Consider the following 13,695-nt stretch of genomic DNA (forward strand, 5'->3'; position numbering starts at 1 on the left):
TCCTCAGGCGGCGGCGGGCAGGCCGCGGCGCGCGCGCCGTTCGAACCAGCGCAGGCCGAGATTGGAGACAAGGGTGAGCGCGAGATAGAGCAGCCCCGCGGCGGCGAAGAACAGGAAGTATTCGCGCGTTGCGGCGGCGGCCTGCTTGGTCACCAGCGTCAATTCGGAAAAACCGATGACGGCGAGCAGGGCAGTGTCCTTGGTGGCGATCATCCACAGATTGGCCATGCCGGGCAGGGCGTGCGGCGTCATCGCAGGCAGGGTGACGCGGCGCAGCACTTTCAGCGGCGACATGCCAAAGGCTTGCGCCGCCTCGATCTGGCCCGGCGGCACGGCGCGGATGGCACCGCGCAGAACCTCGGTGGCATAGCCACCCTGCACGAGGCCGATCACCAGAATGCCCGCGCTGAGCCCGTCGATGTCGATGCCCTCGCGCCCCATGGTGGCCATCAGCTTGTTCAGCAGATCGGTGCCCGCGTAGTAGAACAGCAGCATCAAGACCAGCTCTGGCACGGCGCGGATCAGCAGCGTGTAGATCTCGGCGATGTCGCGCAGCACGCTGCCGCCGTAGAGCTTGGCGCTGGCGCCCAGCAGGCCGATGACGAGCCCGAGCAGATAGCCGCCTGCCGCCAGTTCCACCGAACGCAGAAACCCGGCGAGGAGCGCGCCGCCCCATCCTGGAGAGGAGAGCGCGAGCAGGCTGAAATCAAGAGCGTCGAACATCGTGCGGCTGTGTCCTTTGTTGTTGAGACTGACCGGGCCGCGACGTGGTTTTCGCGGCCCGGCAAAGCGGCTTAGCTGCCGTAGATGTCGAAGCCTTCGAAGTAGGGCGCCGAGATCTTCTGGTAGGTGCCGTTCTCGCGGATCGCCGCGATGCCGGCGTTGATGCGGTCGAGCAGGTCGCCGTCTTCCTTGCGCAGGCCGACGCCAACGCCCTGACCAAGAATTGCCGGATCGCTCTCGACCGCGCCGCGGTACTCGCAGCAGGCCGCGCCGGCCTCGGTGTCAAGGAAGGGCATCATCGCCAGCATATCGCCGATCACCGCGTCGATGCGGCCCGCCGCGAGGTCCTGAAGTTCTTCGTCAACGGTCGGATAGCTGCGGATGTCGGCGGCGGTTTCGGCAAAATGCGCGCGGGCGTAGGTCTCGTGGATCGTGCCGACCGAGACGCCGAGGTAGGCCCCGTCGACGCCCTCGGGCGTGGGCTCAACCGAGCTTTCCTTGAGGGCGATCACGCCGGTCGGCGTGTCGTAGTACTTGTCCGAAAAGGCGATCTGCTTGGCGCGTTCCTCGGTGATGCTCATCGAGGCGACGATCATGTCGATCTTGCCAGTGTTGAGCGCCGGAATGATGCCGTCCCATGCCACCGGGGTGATCACGCAGTCGGCTTCGATCTCGGCGCAGAGCGCATCGGCGAAGTCGATCTCCCAGCCGCTCCAGTTGCCGCTCGAATCCGGGCTGTAGAAGGGCGCGTAGGGCTCGGCGGCGATGCCGACCTTGTAGGGCTCGGCGAGGGCCGGAGCGGCGAGCGCGGCGGCGGCAGTTGCGGCAAGCGCGAGTGTCTTGAACATGAGGTCTCCTCTCTGGGTCTTTTGGGTGTTCGTTTTGTGGTCGGGCCATGGCCTGCCCGCGGGTCAGGCCACCGAGCGGATGAACTGCTGAAGGTGCGGCGATTGCGGGTCGCCAAAGATCTGCTCGGGCGGACCCTGCTCCTCGATCCGGCCATCGCGCAGGTAGACGACGTGGCTGGCCACGTCGCGGGCGAAGCCCATCTCGTGGGTGACGAGGATCATCGTGCGTTTCTCGGCGGCGAGATCGCGGATCACGTTCAGCACCTCGCCAACGAGTTCTGGATCGAGCGCCGAAGTCGGCTCGTCAAACAGCATCGCCAGCGGCTCCACCGCTAGGACCCGGGCGATGGCGCAGCGCTGCTGCTGGCCGCCGGACATATGGGCGGGGTAGGCATCTTCCTTCTCGGCTAGCCCGACGCGGCGCAGCACCTGCCGGGCGCGGGCCACGGCCTCGTCCTTGGGCATGCCCAGTACCTGCACAGGCACCTCGATGACATTGCCAAGCACGGTGCGGTGCGGCCACAGATTGAAATTCTGGAACACCATGCCGAGCTGCGCCCGGATGCGCTGCAGTTGCGCCCGGTCCGCCGGTTCCAGCCCGCCGCCGCGCGCCGGGCGCATGGCATAGGCCTCGCCGTGAATGGCGATCTCGCCATCGCTCGGCGTCTCGAGCATGTTGATGCAGCGCAGCATGGTCGACTTGCCCGAGCCCGAGCCGCCGATCACCGCCACCACGTCGCCGGGACGCGCCGTGAGGGAGATTCCCTTGAGCACTTCGAGCTGTCCGAAGCGCTTGTGAAGATCGCGGATCTCTACGGCCGGCGTTGCGTTGTTCATGGCTGTCCCTCTGCCGGCACCGGGCACATCCGGGCGGCTGCATCTCTTGCAATTTCGTCGCTGTTGTACGACTGTAAAACAAATCTCGACGAGGAAGTCAAAGTGACCATACGGAACCGACGCGACATGATGCATTTGCTGGCAGGAGGTCTGGCATGACCCGCCGTGCCTACAGCCGCCTGTCGCAGGACCGGCGGCGCACCGATCTGCTTGAGGCGACGCTGGCCTGCGTTGCCGATCTGGGTCTCGACAAGGCCGGGGCGCGGCAGATCGCCGAGCGGGCCGGGGTGTCTGCCGGGCTGATCCGCCACTACTTTCCGTCAAAGGACGACATGGTGCGCGCCGCCTACGCCTATCTGATGGGCCAGATGACCGCCGCCGTGCATGATTCCGGCAGCCGCGACGGCCTGTCGGCAGAGGCCGCGCTGGCGCAGGTCATCGCCGCCAACTTCGCCGCCCCCAGCCTGTCCAGCACCAAGGTATCGCTCTGGGCGACCTTCATCGGCCGGATCCGCGCCGACCCCGGCTATGCCGACATCCACCGCGAAGGCTATCGCGAACTGCTCGATCTGCTTGCCACGATGATCCATCCGGTGCTGCTGGCGCAGGGCCGCGCGGCCGATCCGGCACGCTGCCAGCAGTTTGCGATCGCGCTCAACGGGCTGATCGACGGGCTGTGGATCGAAGGGTCGCTGGCGCACGGGCTTTACGACGCGCGCCGCCTGCCGGGCATCGCGCTTGGCGCCGCCGAGGGCATCCTGCGCCTGCCCGAAACCACATTGACGCGCCATATGGCGCCCGACAACGAAAGGGTCTGACATGCGGTATGCCGCGATCACCGAGCGCCTGCGCACGCTGGGCGGAGACAAATGGGCGGTCCACAATGCCGCACGCGCCCGGCGCGAGGCTGGTGAGGACATCATCGAGTTGACCATCGGCGAGCCGGACATCGCGCCCGACCCCGAACTGGTCGAGACCTGCGTTGCCGCGTTGCGCGCCGGGCGCACGCAATATTCCAATGGGCGCGGCGAGCCGGGGCTGGTGTCGGCGCTGGTCGAGGCCTACCGCCCGCGCCAGCCGGATATCGGGCCAGAGAACGTGCTGTGTTTCCCGGGCACACAGACCGCGCTGTTCACGGTCATGCTTGGGCTGGTTGGGCCGGGCGAGGGGGTGCTGATCGGCGATCCCTATTACGCCACCTACGAGGGCGTGGTCGCGGCGGCGGGCGGGCATGTGCAGCCGGTGCCGCTGCGCATGGAGGAAGGCTTCGTGCTGCAACCCGCCGATCTGCGCGCCGCTCTGACGCCCGAGAGCCGGGTGCTGCTGCTCAACACGCCGCACAACCCCACCGGCGCGGTGATCGACCGCGCGACACTGGAGGACCTGGGGGCGATCTGCGCCGCGCACGACCTGTGGATTGTCTGCGACGAGGTCTACGCCGAGTTGATCTTCGATGGCAGCTTCACCTCGCCGCTGGAGATTGCCGCACTGCGCGAGCGTGTGGTGGTGGTCTCATCGATCTCCAAGAGCCATGCGGCCACGGGGTTCCGCAGCGGATGGGCAATAGGACCGGCGGAGTTTTGCGCCGCGCTGCTGCCGGTGTCCGAGACCATGCTGTTCGGCAACCAGCCGTTCATCGCCGACATGACCGAAGCGGCCCTGCGCGGCAGTTTCGACACTTCGGCCCAAATGCGCGACGCCTTCGGGCGCCGCGCCCGCGAGATCTGCACGCGGCTGAACGCAACGCGGGGCCTGTCGGCCCAGATGCCCCGCGGCGGCATGTTCCTCATGCTCGACGTCTCGGGCACCGGGCTCGACGGCGAAGCTTTTGCGTGGCGGCTGCTGGACGAGCAGGGCGTGGCGGTGATGCCGGGCAGCGCGTTTGGCAGCAATGGCCCGGGACTTGTCCGCGTCGCGCTGACGGTGCCGGATAAGCAACTCGCAGCCGCGGTGCAGCGGATCGAAATGCTCTGCGCCACGCTGCCCGGCCGCGCTGTGGCCTGACCGCCGTTTGGCTTTGCGCACCGCGTGCTTTCCGTGCTTGGTTTTTCCTCACGGGGAACACGCAGATCGCCGCGACTCAGATCCGGTAAATGCGGCGCGCCGCGCCTTCGAAGAGCGACCCTTGCTCCGGGCGCGGCAGGTCCGCCACCGCGCCGCGCACCAACCGCAGGGTTTCTGACGCCGGGCGATGACGCAGGCTGACGGGCACATCGGTGCCGAAGAGGCAGCGCTCGGCACCAAAGGCCGCAAGGCAGGCCAGCACGTCGCGGCGCACGCGCTCTTCGGGGGTGCCGCTGCCGTAGATTCCGGCGTTGGCCAGTTTGACCGCGACGTTCTTCTCGCGCCCGAGGTGCAGCAGCATGCCGCGCCAGCGCGCGATACCGTCCACGTCCTGATCCACCGGGCTGCCGCAATGGTTCAGCACGATCTGCAGCTTCGGAAAGTCGCGCGCCAGCTTGCACAGTTTCTCGGCCTGCCAGGGAAAGGCCATAACGTCGAGCACCAGCCCGCGATCCTGCATCACCGCAAGGCTGTCGCGGAATTGCGTTCGGTCTGCGAGGTCCGGGTCGGACACGAAGGAGCGCTTGGGATCGGGATGGTGGCTCAGCACGGCGCGGATGCCGCGCACGCGGTCGTGCCCGGCCTGCGCTTCGACGATCTCGGGCCCCGTTGCCTCGGTCAGCGGCGCCGCAGCGACATAGACCTGCGCCAGCCCGTCGACCCCACCCGAGCGGTCCAGACCGTCGAGCCAACGCGTCTCGCCCAACGGGTCCGAGGAGTCCCAGAGCGCTTCGACGTGCACCGTGGCGACGACCTCGGCATCTTGCATGTCGGCGGCGTAATCGGGCGCGAGGTAGTCACGCTGCAGCAGATCCATCCCGGTCAGTGGCGTGCCGCCCGAGGGCAAAAGCCAAGGGTGGCGGCCCATGCCGTAGTCCCAGAGATGGTGATGGGCGTCGATGATCGGACCGTCGTAAAGCGTCATGACCTGTCTCCGGCTCCGGTCTCATGCGCTCTTCCGGTTGCTCTGATCGGATTGGTCATGCGGCGCGCCTCTCGATTGCAGCGAAATCATCGGTCCGGTTCTGTGCCGGGTCTCGATGGTCCCGCAGTCTTGCCGCGTCCCCAAACAGGGGTCTACCGCAGGAAAGACCAAATTTACGTCGAAGTGCCGGGGCGGCATTTGGCCTTGTGACTCCGTGCCGTTTCGATCCTGCACGATAAAAAGCGCGAAAAAACGCCCCGGTTGCAGCCTGCTGCGTGCTCGATGGGGAGGGGCGTGCGGCGCACCAGGCGTTGGTCCATCCGTCAGCGCCGGTAGGTCTGGCGCCACTTCAGCGCGGTGAGGCCGAAGGTCTTCTGCATCTGCGTGGTCAGATGGCTTTGGCTGCAGAACCCGCAGGAGAGGGAAATCTCGCTGATCTGCATGTCGGTCTCTTCCAGCAGCGCCCGCGCCCGCTCGAGCCGTTGGCGCATCAGCCACTTGTGCGGTGTGAGGCCGGTTTCCTCGCGGAAGGTGCGGGCGAAGTGTCGGCGGCTGAGCCCGGCTGCATTGGCCATATCTTCGAGCGAGATCGCCTGATCGAGATGGCTGGCGACATAGTCGGTGACCCGTCGCAGCCGCCATTGCGGCAGGGCGATCCCGCGGTCGTCCTCGATCCGGGTTTCGGCAAGGATCAGCATCTGGCTGATGATCGAGGCCAAAAGCCCGTCTGCCAGATAGGGCGCGTAGTCTTCGGCGGCGGCGTCGCTGCAATCCCACAGCCGCTGCATCAAAAGCGCCACCATCGGATCGGTAACCACGTCCTGACCCAGCTTCCAGAACGCCCGCCGCAGGTGGCTGGGGCAGGACAGGCCGAGCACGGCGCGGACCGTGGCGTTGGGGATGTTGAGCAGCAACAGCCTGCGCCGCCCGCTGACCTTCCATCGCGACGCGCCATCGGCGGGCACCACCATCATCTGCCCCGGCTCGACCTTGCGCATGTGCTGCACGTCGTCCATCGCCCATTGCACGGTGCAGCCCGGCTCCACCTCGAGAAACAGGGCAATCACCGTCTCGGCGACCTCGGGATCGACGAAATCATGCGGCTCCTGATCGACTGTGATCAGCCGGGCGTCAAACGATCCGGGGGCGCGGCGGTGTTCTTGCGGGAAGGCGGCATAGGCCGAGCCGAGGTAGAATTCGGCGTAGCTGTTCCATGTTTCGGGCTGGCCGTCGCGCATAGGGTGGCCGGATGGCATGAGAGGCTCCCTGTGGGTGATCTTACAAAGTGTCGGTTTCTTTCCACTTTGAAGCGTTATCGTCATGGCGATCCAAGGCAAGCAAGGCTCGGCACGCGGCCGCGGTGCCGAGACACCGGCGTGGCCATCCGCTGAAATTTTTGGCTCCTCCTCGGAAGAATGCCTGCTGTTCCGCGTGCTAGGCGCGGTCATCCTCCCGCGCTGCCGCATGCCTCTACCATACGCAGGGGCGTGCCATTTCATCCCGAAGGACCGCTCATGACTTCCTCCCGATCGCGGCTCGCGGCTGCTCGCCCTCTTGCCGCCGGGCCGCGCTGACATACGCTCAGACGTCTGCGCCGCGCATCCGGCGGACGGCGCCAGAGAGGGGCTCTCTCCAGAGCGCGCGCCCGATGCGAAGCAACGCCGCCCGATTGGTACGCTTGGCCTTCTGCAAGGCATCCTTGCCGCAATGTCGTTCAGCCTGCTGCTGGCGGGCACCAACGCGACGACACCGCTGCTGCCGGTCTACAACGCTGTGCTCGGGTTCTCGGCGCTTGAACTGACGCTCACCTTCACGGTCTATGTCGGGGCGCTGATCGCGACGCTGGTCTGGGCAGCGCGGCCGGGCAGAGACGGGCGCGGCCCGGCGGGCCGTCCCGCCGCAATGCTTCTGGGGGCTCTCGCGCTTGCCATACTCGGTGACCTCCTGCTCTCGACCGGCACCACCAAGGGCATTCTGGCGGGCCGCTTTCTTGCGGGCCTTTCGGGCGGCTGCGGCACCGGGGCCTCGGCTGCGTTGGTCACGGCAGTGCTGGGCGAGCGCGGGCGCGGCCTGTCGGCGACGGGCAATCTCGCGGGGGCGATCGTCGGCACGGTGGGCTCACAATTGATGCTGCTGGGCTTTGCCGCCGAGGCGGTGCATCTGACATTTCGGCTGCATGCGCTGCTGTGTTTCGTGTTGGCCGTGCCACTGGCCTGCGTGCTTTGGCGACGCCGCACGCAGAACGCGCAGGACGTGCGTCCGAGCGGTGAGGTCGGCGGCGTGAGCGGCGTGCTGCGGGGCCACCTCATATACCTCGCGACAGGCTGTCTTGCGTGGGTCGGGCTGTCTTCGGCCATTGTGCTTGCGCCGACGCTCTTTGCCCATGCGGGCCTGCCGCTGGCGCAGGCTTGGGGGGTGCCGGTGATGCTGGTCTCTAGTTTCGCCGGGCAGATCGGCAGCCCGTGGCTGGCGCCGCGGCTGCGGCGTTCGCACGGCATGCTGACGGGGGCGCTGGGGCTGGCGCTGATCGTCGCGGCGGCGCAACTGGGCAGTGGCGTACCGGCGTTGCCGGGCTTCGCACTGCTTGGCTACACGGGAGGCATGAGCTACCGGCTGTCGTTGGTGCTGATCACCCGCGGCACCACGCCGGCGCGGCAGGGACGGTTGGCCTCGATCTACGCCGCGATCACCTATGGCAGCGCGGCCGCAGCGGTTCTGGGGCTTGGGGGTCTGGCGACGCTGGTCGACTACGATACGCTCGTGCAGGCGCATTTCCTGCTGATCGGAGCGCTAATGCTGCTGGCGCTGCCTGCGGCACCGCGGCTGGGGCAGACGCTGACCCCCGCGGAATGATCGGTCGGGTTGCGGGCACGTGCCTGCGGTGTTCGCGCTGGCTTGGCCTCTTGTGGCATCGCCGCCCAAGGTCACGTGTTGCGCGTGGACTTGGCGGCTGGGACGTCAGGCAGGGGCCCCGGGCAGTGCGGATGTCAGCGACGACAGCGAGGGGATCATCGAGATCAACTGGCGGGAATAGGCGTCGCGCGGCGTGGTGAACAGCTGCTCGGTGTCAGAAAGTTCGCACAGGCGGCCGTCCTTCAGCACCGCGATGCGGTCGCACATCTGGCGCAGCACCGGCAGGTCGTGGCTGATGAACAGGATCGTCAGCCCGAGCCGCGCCTGCAGGTCTTTCATCAGGTTGAGGATCTGCGCCTGAATCGACACGTCAAGCGCCGAGGTCGGCTCGTCGCAGATCAGGAAACGCGGGCGCGAGGCCAGCGCGCGGGCCACAGAGATGCGCTGCCGCTGCCCGCCCGAGAACGCGTGCGGATGCCGCCGCGCCGCCTCGGGCGGCAGATCGACGGCGGTAAGCAGCAACTGCGCCACCTCTGCCGCCTCGGAGGCATTGGCCACATGGCCGTGGTGCAACATCGGCTCGGCGAGGATCTGGCCCACTGTCATGCGCGGGTTGAGCGAGGAATAGGGATCCTGAAAGACCATCTGGATTTCCTGCCGCAACTCGGGCCGCGCCATGCGCCCGGCGGTATAGACCGCCCTGCCGTCGAACAGCATCTCGCCAGAAGCCGGTGCCGAAAGGCCGGCGAGGATGCGCGCCATGGTGGATTTGCCCGAACCGCTTTCACCGGCAAGGCCGAGCACCTCGCCTTCGCGGATCTTCAGATCGATGCCATGCAGCGCGGTGAAGCCGGGCTTGCCACCGAAGAGGCCGCGCCGGGCGCCATAGACCTGTGTCAGCTCCGAAAGCTCGATCAGCGCGCGACCTTCTTGCGGCTGATGCGCGGGGCCCGACGACAGCCATTCCAGCGCCGCGCCCGCGCCGTCGCCAAGGCCGGTGACCGGGAAGCGTTCGAGCTTGCGGTCGGCGGGGGGCACCACCGAGACCAGCGCGCGTGAATAATCGTGGCGCGGTGCGGTGAGCACCTGCCGGGTGTCGCCGAGCTCGACCAGATGGCCGTTCTTCATCACCGCAACGCGGTCGGCGATCTGCGCGATCACGCCCATGTCGTGGGTCACAAGCATCACCGCGATGCCGCGCTCCTGCGCCAGCGTGCGGATCAACTCGAGGATCTGCGCCTGCACCGAGACGTCGAGCGCCGTGGTCGGCTCGTCGGCGATCAGCAATTGCGGCTCGGAGCAGAGCGCCAGCGCGATCACCGCGCGCTGCCGCATGCCGCCGGAGAACTCGTGGGGGAACTGGCTCACCCGGCGCTCGGGCTCGGGGATGCCGACGGATGCCAGTTGGCGCACCGCCTCGGCCCGCGCCGCGGCGCGCGACATCGGGCGGTGGGTGCGGATGGTGTCGACAAGCTGCTGCTCGATGGTGAACAGCGGGTTGAGCGAGGTCAGCGGGTCCTGAAAGATGGTCGACACCCACGAGCCGCGCAGCGCTTTCATCGCGGCGGCGTCGGTGGCGTCGATCTGCTTGCCGGCAAGATGGATGGTGCCGTCGGCGATGCGGCCCGGCTCTTGCAGCAGCCCGGTGATCGCCGCGCCGATGGTGGATTTGCCCGCGCCGCTTTCGCCGACGACGCCCAGCACCTCGCCCGCACCGATGGTCAGAGAAACCGCCTCGACAGCGGTGACGGTGCCGCGGCGGGTGGGGAAGTCGACCTTCAGGCCGTCGATCTTCAGAACGGGATCGGTCATGCGCGGCCTTTCGGGTTCAGCGTGTCGCGAAGAAAGTCGCCAAGGATGTTGATCGACAGCGCCAGCACCAGCAATGCCGCGCCGGGCACCGCCAGCAGCCACCATTCCCCCGACAGCAGGAATTGCTGGCCGATGCGGATCAGCGTGCCGAGCGAGGGCTGGGTCGGCGGCAAGCCCGCGCCAAGGTAGGACAGGGTGGATTCGGCAATCACCGCCAGCGCGAAGTTGATCGTGGCGATGACAAAGATCGGCCGCGCGACGTTGGGCAACAGGTGGCGGTAAAGGATGGCACGGGCGGGACGGCCCATCATGATCGCCGCCTGAATGTATTCGCGGCGCATCTCGACCATGGCCGCGCCGCGCACGGTGCGGGCGTAGCTCACCCAGTCCGACAGGCCGATGGCAAGGATCACAACGTAGATCGCCACCGCGTCGCGCAGGTCCTGCGGCAGCATCGAGCGGGTCAGCCCGAAGATCAGCAGCGCCACGAGGATGCCGGGGATGGCCAGTTGTACGTCGGCGGCGCGCATGATGAGCGCGTCGGTGCGGCCGCCGGCATAGCCAGCGATCAGCCCCAGCGAGACGCCGATCAGAGCCGAAAGCGCCACCGCCGCCAGCCCGACCAGCAACGAGGCGCGGGTGCCGAAGAGCACGGCCGACAGCATGTCGCGGCCCTGATCGTCGGTGCCCAGCACAAAGAAGTTGCCGCTGAACTCATTGGCCGAGAACGGAGGTGTGAAGCCATCCATCATGTCGTAGCTGGCACCGCTGCGCAGGTCCTGCGGGGCGAGCCACGGCGCCAGTAGGGCGCCGAGCGCGAGCAGCAGCAGCAGCGCAAAGGCGATCATGGCGACCGGCGAGCGCAGGAATGCGTGGCCAAGGTCGCTGTCGCGGAAGCGGCCAAGCGCCGAGGCGGGACGGGCGGGGCTTTGATCGGGCATCAGGGGCTCCTCAGCGTCCGGTGGCCCGACCGCGCAGCCGCGGATCGAACAGGTAATAAAGCGCGTCGACGATCAGATTGATCGCAACGAAAATCAGCGAGGTGAGCAGCAGGTAGGTTGCCATGATCGGCACGTCCGAGAAATTCACCGAGTTGATGAACAGCAGCCCCACGCCCGGCCACTGGAAGACGGTCTCGGTGACCACCGCGAAGGCGATGACCGAGCCGAGTTGCAGGCCGGAGACGGTGATCACCGGCACCAGCGTGTTTTTCAGCGCGTAGGCGAAGTTGATGCGCCGCTCGGGCACGCCGCGGGCGCGGGCAAAGCGGATGTGATCGGCCTGCAGCACCTCGGCCATTTCGGCGCGCACCAGCCGCAGGATCAGCGTCAACTGGTAGAGCGAGAGCGAGATGGCGGGCAGGATGATCGCCTTCCAGCCCGAGACGGTCAGCAGGCCGGTGGTCCACCAGCCGATCTTGACGGTCTCGCCGCGTCCGAAGGCAGGCAGCCAGCCGAGGTTGACTGCGAACACCCAGATCAGCCCGATGCCGATCAGGAAGTTGGGCAGCGACACGCCGATCAGCGAGCCGGTCATCACCAGTTGCGCCGCCCAGCTTTTCGGGCGCAGTGCGGTGAACACGCCGAGCACCAGCCCGAGGCTCAGCGCCACCACGAAGGAAATGAACGCCAACTCGAGCGTCGCCGGAAGGCGTTCGAGGATCAAATCCAGCACCGGGCGACCGATGCGGATGGAGATGCCGAAATCCCCCTGAAGCGCCCCGGAGATGAAGTGCCAGAACTGCACCGGGAAGGGCTGGTCGAGACCGAGCGCCGCCTCGAGCGCGGCACGGCTCTCGTCCGTCGCATCCTGACCCAGCAGGTTCATGATCGGATCGCCGATGAACCGGAAGGCCGCGAAGGACAGGAAGGCCGTGACCAGCAGCACCGGGATGGCCTGGCCGAGGCGTTTCAGGAGGAAGATCAGCATGCTCTCTTTACTCGTCGACGGTGATGGTCTTGACGAAGACCTGGTTGCCGAGGTTCGGGGTCACGTTGATGCCGTCACGCATGGCGCGGGCCAGCACCTGCACGTGCATCGGCAGGTAGATCGTCTCATCCTGCAGTGTGTCCCAGATCTCGGCGATCGTGGCGTTGCGGGTCTCGATGTCGGCCTCGGAGCCGAGGCTGTCGATCTTTGCGTCGATCTCGGCGTTGTCGAAGTTGGTGACCGACCAGGCGCCCTTGCCGTTCGACTTCGAGTGCACGAGGTTGTCGAACATATACTGGCTGTCGTAGGTCGAGACGCCCCAGCTGATGATGTAGAAATCGGTGTCGCCCTTGGCGATCACCGGCCATTGCACGGCGCCGGGCTGCACGTCGAGGTTCACTTCGATGCCGATGCGCGCCAGCATCGACACAAGCCCGCGGCAGATCGCTTCGTCGTTGACCATCTGGTCGTTGGTGCAGGTCAGGGTGATCGAGAACCCGTCACCATAGCCTGCGTCTTCCATCAGCGCCTGCGCGGCCTCGATGTCGACCTCGGGCACGGTGCCCATGTCGTCGGAATAGCCGTTGATGAACGGCGGCGCGATGGTGCCCAGCGGGGTCGACTGGCCGCGCATCACAACGCGCTGGATGGCGTTGCGGTCGATCGCCATGTTCATCGCCTGCCGCACCCGTTTGTCGGCAAGCGGGTTGCCCTCGGCGGTGCCATAGGTCAGCTCGTCGGCGCCGACGTTCATACCAAAGAAGACCGAGCGGTTTTCCGGCCCGGTGACCACTTCGATGCCGTCGGTGGACTGCAGGCGCTCGACGTCCTGCGGCGGCACGTCCTGCAGGAAGTTCACCTCGCCCGACAGCAGCGCCGAGACGCGGGTCGCCGACGACTGGATCGGAGTGTAGACGACTTCATCGATGTCCATGGGGAACTGATCGGCACCCCAGTAGCCGTCGAAGGCCTGCAGCACCGTGCGGGTGTCGGGCTCCCGCGAGACCAGTGCGTAGGCGCCGGTGCCGTTTTCATGCGTGGCGGCATAGCTTTCCTGGCCGCTGCTGAAGTCCTGCGGCGCTTCGGCGCCATTGGCCTCGGCCCACTCGCGGTTCATGATGAAGATGTTGATCAGGTTGTTGAACAGGATCGGGTTCACGCCGTCGGTGTGCAGGCGCACGGTCAGCGGGTCGACCACCTCGACCTCGGTGATCCCGGCGACGAGGCTGCTCATGTTCGAGGTCTCGCTTTGCGCGCGGGCGATCGAGAACACCACGTCGTCGGCCTCGAAGGCGGTGCCGTCGTGGAAGGTCACGCCGTCGCGCAGCTTCACCTCCCAGATCGTCGGATCCTCGGCAAGGTTGGTCCACTCGGTGGCCAGCACCGGCACCAGTTCGCCGTCGTCCGAGCGGCGCACCAGCGGCTCGTAGATCTGGTGGTTGAAGGCATTGGTCACACCATGGTTGTAGGCGTGCGGGTCAAGTGTCTGGACGTCGCTGCTGCGCGCCCAGTTGAGGGTGGCGGCGGCGGCGGGCAGGGCCGTTCCGGCCAGCAGCAGCGCGAGTGCGCCGGTACGCAGCGGGGCGGTGTTGAACATGGTGGTCCTCTCTGTTGTGGCGGGATCGCCGGTCCGGGCTTTGGCCCTGTTGATGGTTGCGTGGTGCTTGGCGGTTGGCCGCCCTGTCTGACGCCGCGGCAGGCGCC

At 67.0% G+C, this 13,695-nt stretch carries 12 protein-coding genes; 3 read left to right on the forward strand and 9 right to left on the reverse strand.

Annotated features, from left to right (window positions below):
• Window positions 1–3 precede the first annotated feature (3 nt).
• The 3 genes from ACXAJT_RS10740 to ACXAJT_RS10750 form a co-directional block, all read right to left on the reverse strand.
• Window positions 4–723 carry an ABC transporter permease gene (locus ACXAJT_RS10740; protein WP_475235148.1) on the reverse strand — a complete coding sequence of 240 codons (720 nt, stop codon included), beginning with the start codon at window positions 721–723 and terminating at the stop codon, window positions 4–6.
• A gap of 71 nt (window positions 724–794) precedes the next feature.
• On the reverse strand, window positions 795–1,571 hold the full coding sequence (locus ACXAJT_RS10745; RefSeq protein ID WP_475235149.1) for a transporter substrate-binding domain-containing protein: 777 nt from the start codon (window positions 1,569–1,571) through the stop codon (window positions 795–797).
• Window positions 1,572–1,634: 63 nt separating this feature from the next.
• Complete coding sequence (locus ACXAJT_RS10750) at window positions 1,635–2,408, reverse strand: ABC transporter ATP-binding protein (RefSeq protein ID WP_475235151.1); 774 nt, start codon at window positions 2,406–2,408, stop codon at window positions 1,635–1,637.
• A 155-nt stretch (window positions 2,409–2,563) separates the two neighbouring features.
• On the opposite strand from ACXAJT_RS10750, the gene ACXAJT_RS10755 reads away from it, so the two are divergent.
• Together ACXAJT_RS10755 and ACXAJT_RS10760 are read left to right on the forward strand one after the other, a co-directional pair.
• Window positions 2,564–3,226 carry a TetR family transcriptional regulator C-terminal domain-containing protein gene (locus tag ACXAJT_RS10755; RefSeq protein WP_475235153.1) on the forward strand — a complete coding sequence of 221 codons (663 nt, stop codon included), beginning with the start codon at window positions 2,564–2,566 and terminating at the stop codon, window positions 3,224–3,226.
• A 1-nt stretch (window position 3,227) separates the two neighbouring features.
• On the forward strand, window positions 3,228–4,412 hold the full coding sequence (locus ACXAJT_RS10760; protein WP_475235154.1) for a pyridoxal phosphate-dependent aminotransferase: 1,185 nt from the start codon (window positions 3,228–3,230) through the stop codon (window positions 4,410–4,412).
• A 76-nt stretch (window positions 4,413–4,488) separates the two neighbouring features.
• On the opposite strand, the gene ACXAJT_RS10765 is transcribed toward ACXAJT_RS10760, so the two are convergent.
• Both ACXAJT_RS10765 and ACXAJT_RS10770 read right to left on the reverse strand, forming a co-directional pair.
• Entirely contained in the window at window positions 4,489–5,397 is a 909-nt protein-coding gene (locus ACXAJT_RS10765) for an amidohydrolase family protein (protein WP_475235156.1), read from the reverse strand.
• A gap of 323 nt (window positions 5,398–5,720) precedes the next feature.
• A complete protein-coding gene (locus tag ACXAJT_RS10770; RefSeq protein WP_475235161.1) occupies window positions 5,721–6,653 on the reverse strand; it encodes a helix-turn-helix domain-containing protein in 933 nt (310 codons plus the stop codon).
• 451 nt (window positions 6,654–7,104) lie between these two features.
• Here ACXAJT_RS10770 and ACXAJT_RS10775 point away from each other — a divergent pair, with 451 nt between their 5' ends.
• Entirely contained in the window at window positions 7,105–8,250 is a 1,146-nt protein-coding gene (locus ACXAJT_RS10775) for an MFS transporter (protein WP_475235165.1), read from the forward strand.
• Between the two features lie 105 nt (window positions 8,251–8,355).
• Here the strand turns inward: ACXAJT_RS10775 and ACXAJT_RS10780 are convergent, their stop codons facing one another.
• From ACXAJT_RS10780 to ACXAJT_RS10795, 4 genes are read right to left on the reverse strand one after another with little or no spacing between them, the layout of a single operon-like run.
• Entirely contained in the window at window positions 8,356–10,062 is a 1,707-nt protein-coding gene (locus ACXAJT_RS10780; protein ID WP_475235169.1) for a dipeptide ABC transporter ATP-binding protein, read from the reverse strand.
• Window positions 10,059–11,003, reverse strand: coding sequence for an ABC transporter permease (locus ACXAJT_RS10785; RefSeq protein WP_475235171.1), 945 nt, complete (start codon window positions 11,001–11,003; stop codon window positions 10,059–10,061). The genes ACXAJT_RS10780 and ACXAJT_RS10785 overlap by 4 nt, the downstream gene beginning before the upstream one ends.
• Before the next feature lie 10 nt (window positions 11,004–11,013).
• Entirely contained in the window at window positions 11,014–11,991 is a 978-nt protein-coding gene (locus tag ACXAJT_RS10790) for an ABC transporter permease (RefSeq protein WP_475235173.1), read from the reverse strand.
• Between the two features lie 7 nt (window positions 11,992–11,998).
• Window positions 11,999–13,588: an ABC transporter substrate-binding protein gene (locus ACXAJT_RS10795; protein ID WP_475235175.1), complete on the reverse strand. Its 1,590-nt coding sequence runs from the start codon at window positions 13,586–13,588 to the stop codon at window positions 11,999–12,001.
• Window positions 13,589–13,695: the final 107 nt, after the last annotated feature.

The sequence above is a fragment of the Salipiger sp. ABF4_146 genome (assembly GCF_056161345.1).

Bases quoted from the DNA above. Each gene is read 5' to 3' on its own strand.
- ACXAJT_RS10780 (WP_475235169.1), bottom strand. From the start codon at position 10,062: ATGACCGATCCCGTTCTGAAGATCGACGGCCTGAAGGTCGACTTCCCC.
- ACXAJT_RS10755 (WP_475235153.1), top strand. From the start codon at position 2,564: ATGACCCGCCGTGCCTACAGCCGCCTGTCGCAGGACCGGCGGCGCACC.
- ACXAJT_RS10775 (WP_475235165.1), top strand. From the start codon at position 7,105: ATGTCGTTCAGCCTGCTGCTGGCGGGCACCAACGCGACGACACCGCTG.
- ACXAJT_RS10750 (WP_475235151.1), bottom strand. From the start codon at position 2,408: ATGAACAACGCAACGCCGGCCGTAGAGATCCGCGATCTTCACAAGCGC.
- ACXAJT_RS10795 (WP_475235175.1), bottom strand. From the start codon at position 13,588: ATGTTCAACACCGCCCCGCTGCGTACCGGCGCACTCGCGCTGCTGCTG.
- ACXAJT_RS10765 (WP_475235156.1), bottom strand. From the start codon at position 5,397: ATGACGCTTTACGACGGTCCGATCATCGACGCCCATCACCATCTCTGG.
- ACXAJT_RS10785 (WP_475235171.1), bottom strand. From the start codon at position 11,003: ATGCCCGATCAAAGCCCCGCCCGTCCCGCCTCGGCGCTTGGCCGCTTC.
- ACXAJT_RS10740 (WP_475235148.1), bottom strand. From the start codon at position 723: ATGTTCGACGCTCTTGATTTCAGCCTGCTCGCGCTCTCCTCTCCAGGA.
- ACXAJT_RS10770 (WP_475235161.1), bottom strand. From the start codon at position 6,653: ATGCCATCCGGCCACCCTATGCGCGACGGCCAGCCCGAAACATGGAAC.
- ACXAJT_RS10745 (WP_475235149.1), bottom strand. From the start codon at position 1,571: ATGTTCAAGACACTCGCGCTTGCCGCAACTGCCGCCGCCGCGCTCGCC.
- ACXAJT_RS10760 (WP_475235154.1), top strand. From the start codon at position 3,228: ATGCGGTATGCCGCGATCACCGAGCGCCTGCGCACGCTGGGCGGAGAC.
- ACXAJT_RS10790 (WP_475235173.1), bottom strand. From the start codon at position 11,991: ATGCTGATCTTCCTCCTGAAACGCCTCGGCCAGGCCATCCCGGTGCTG.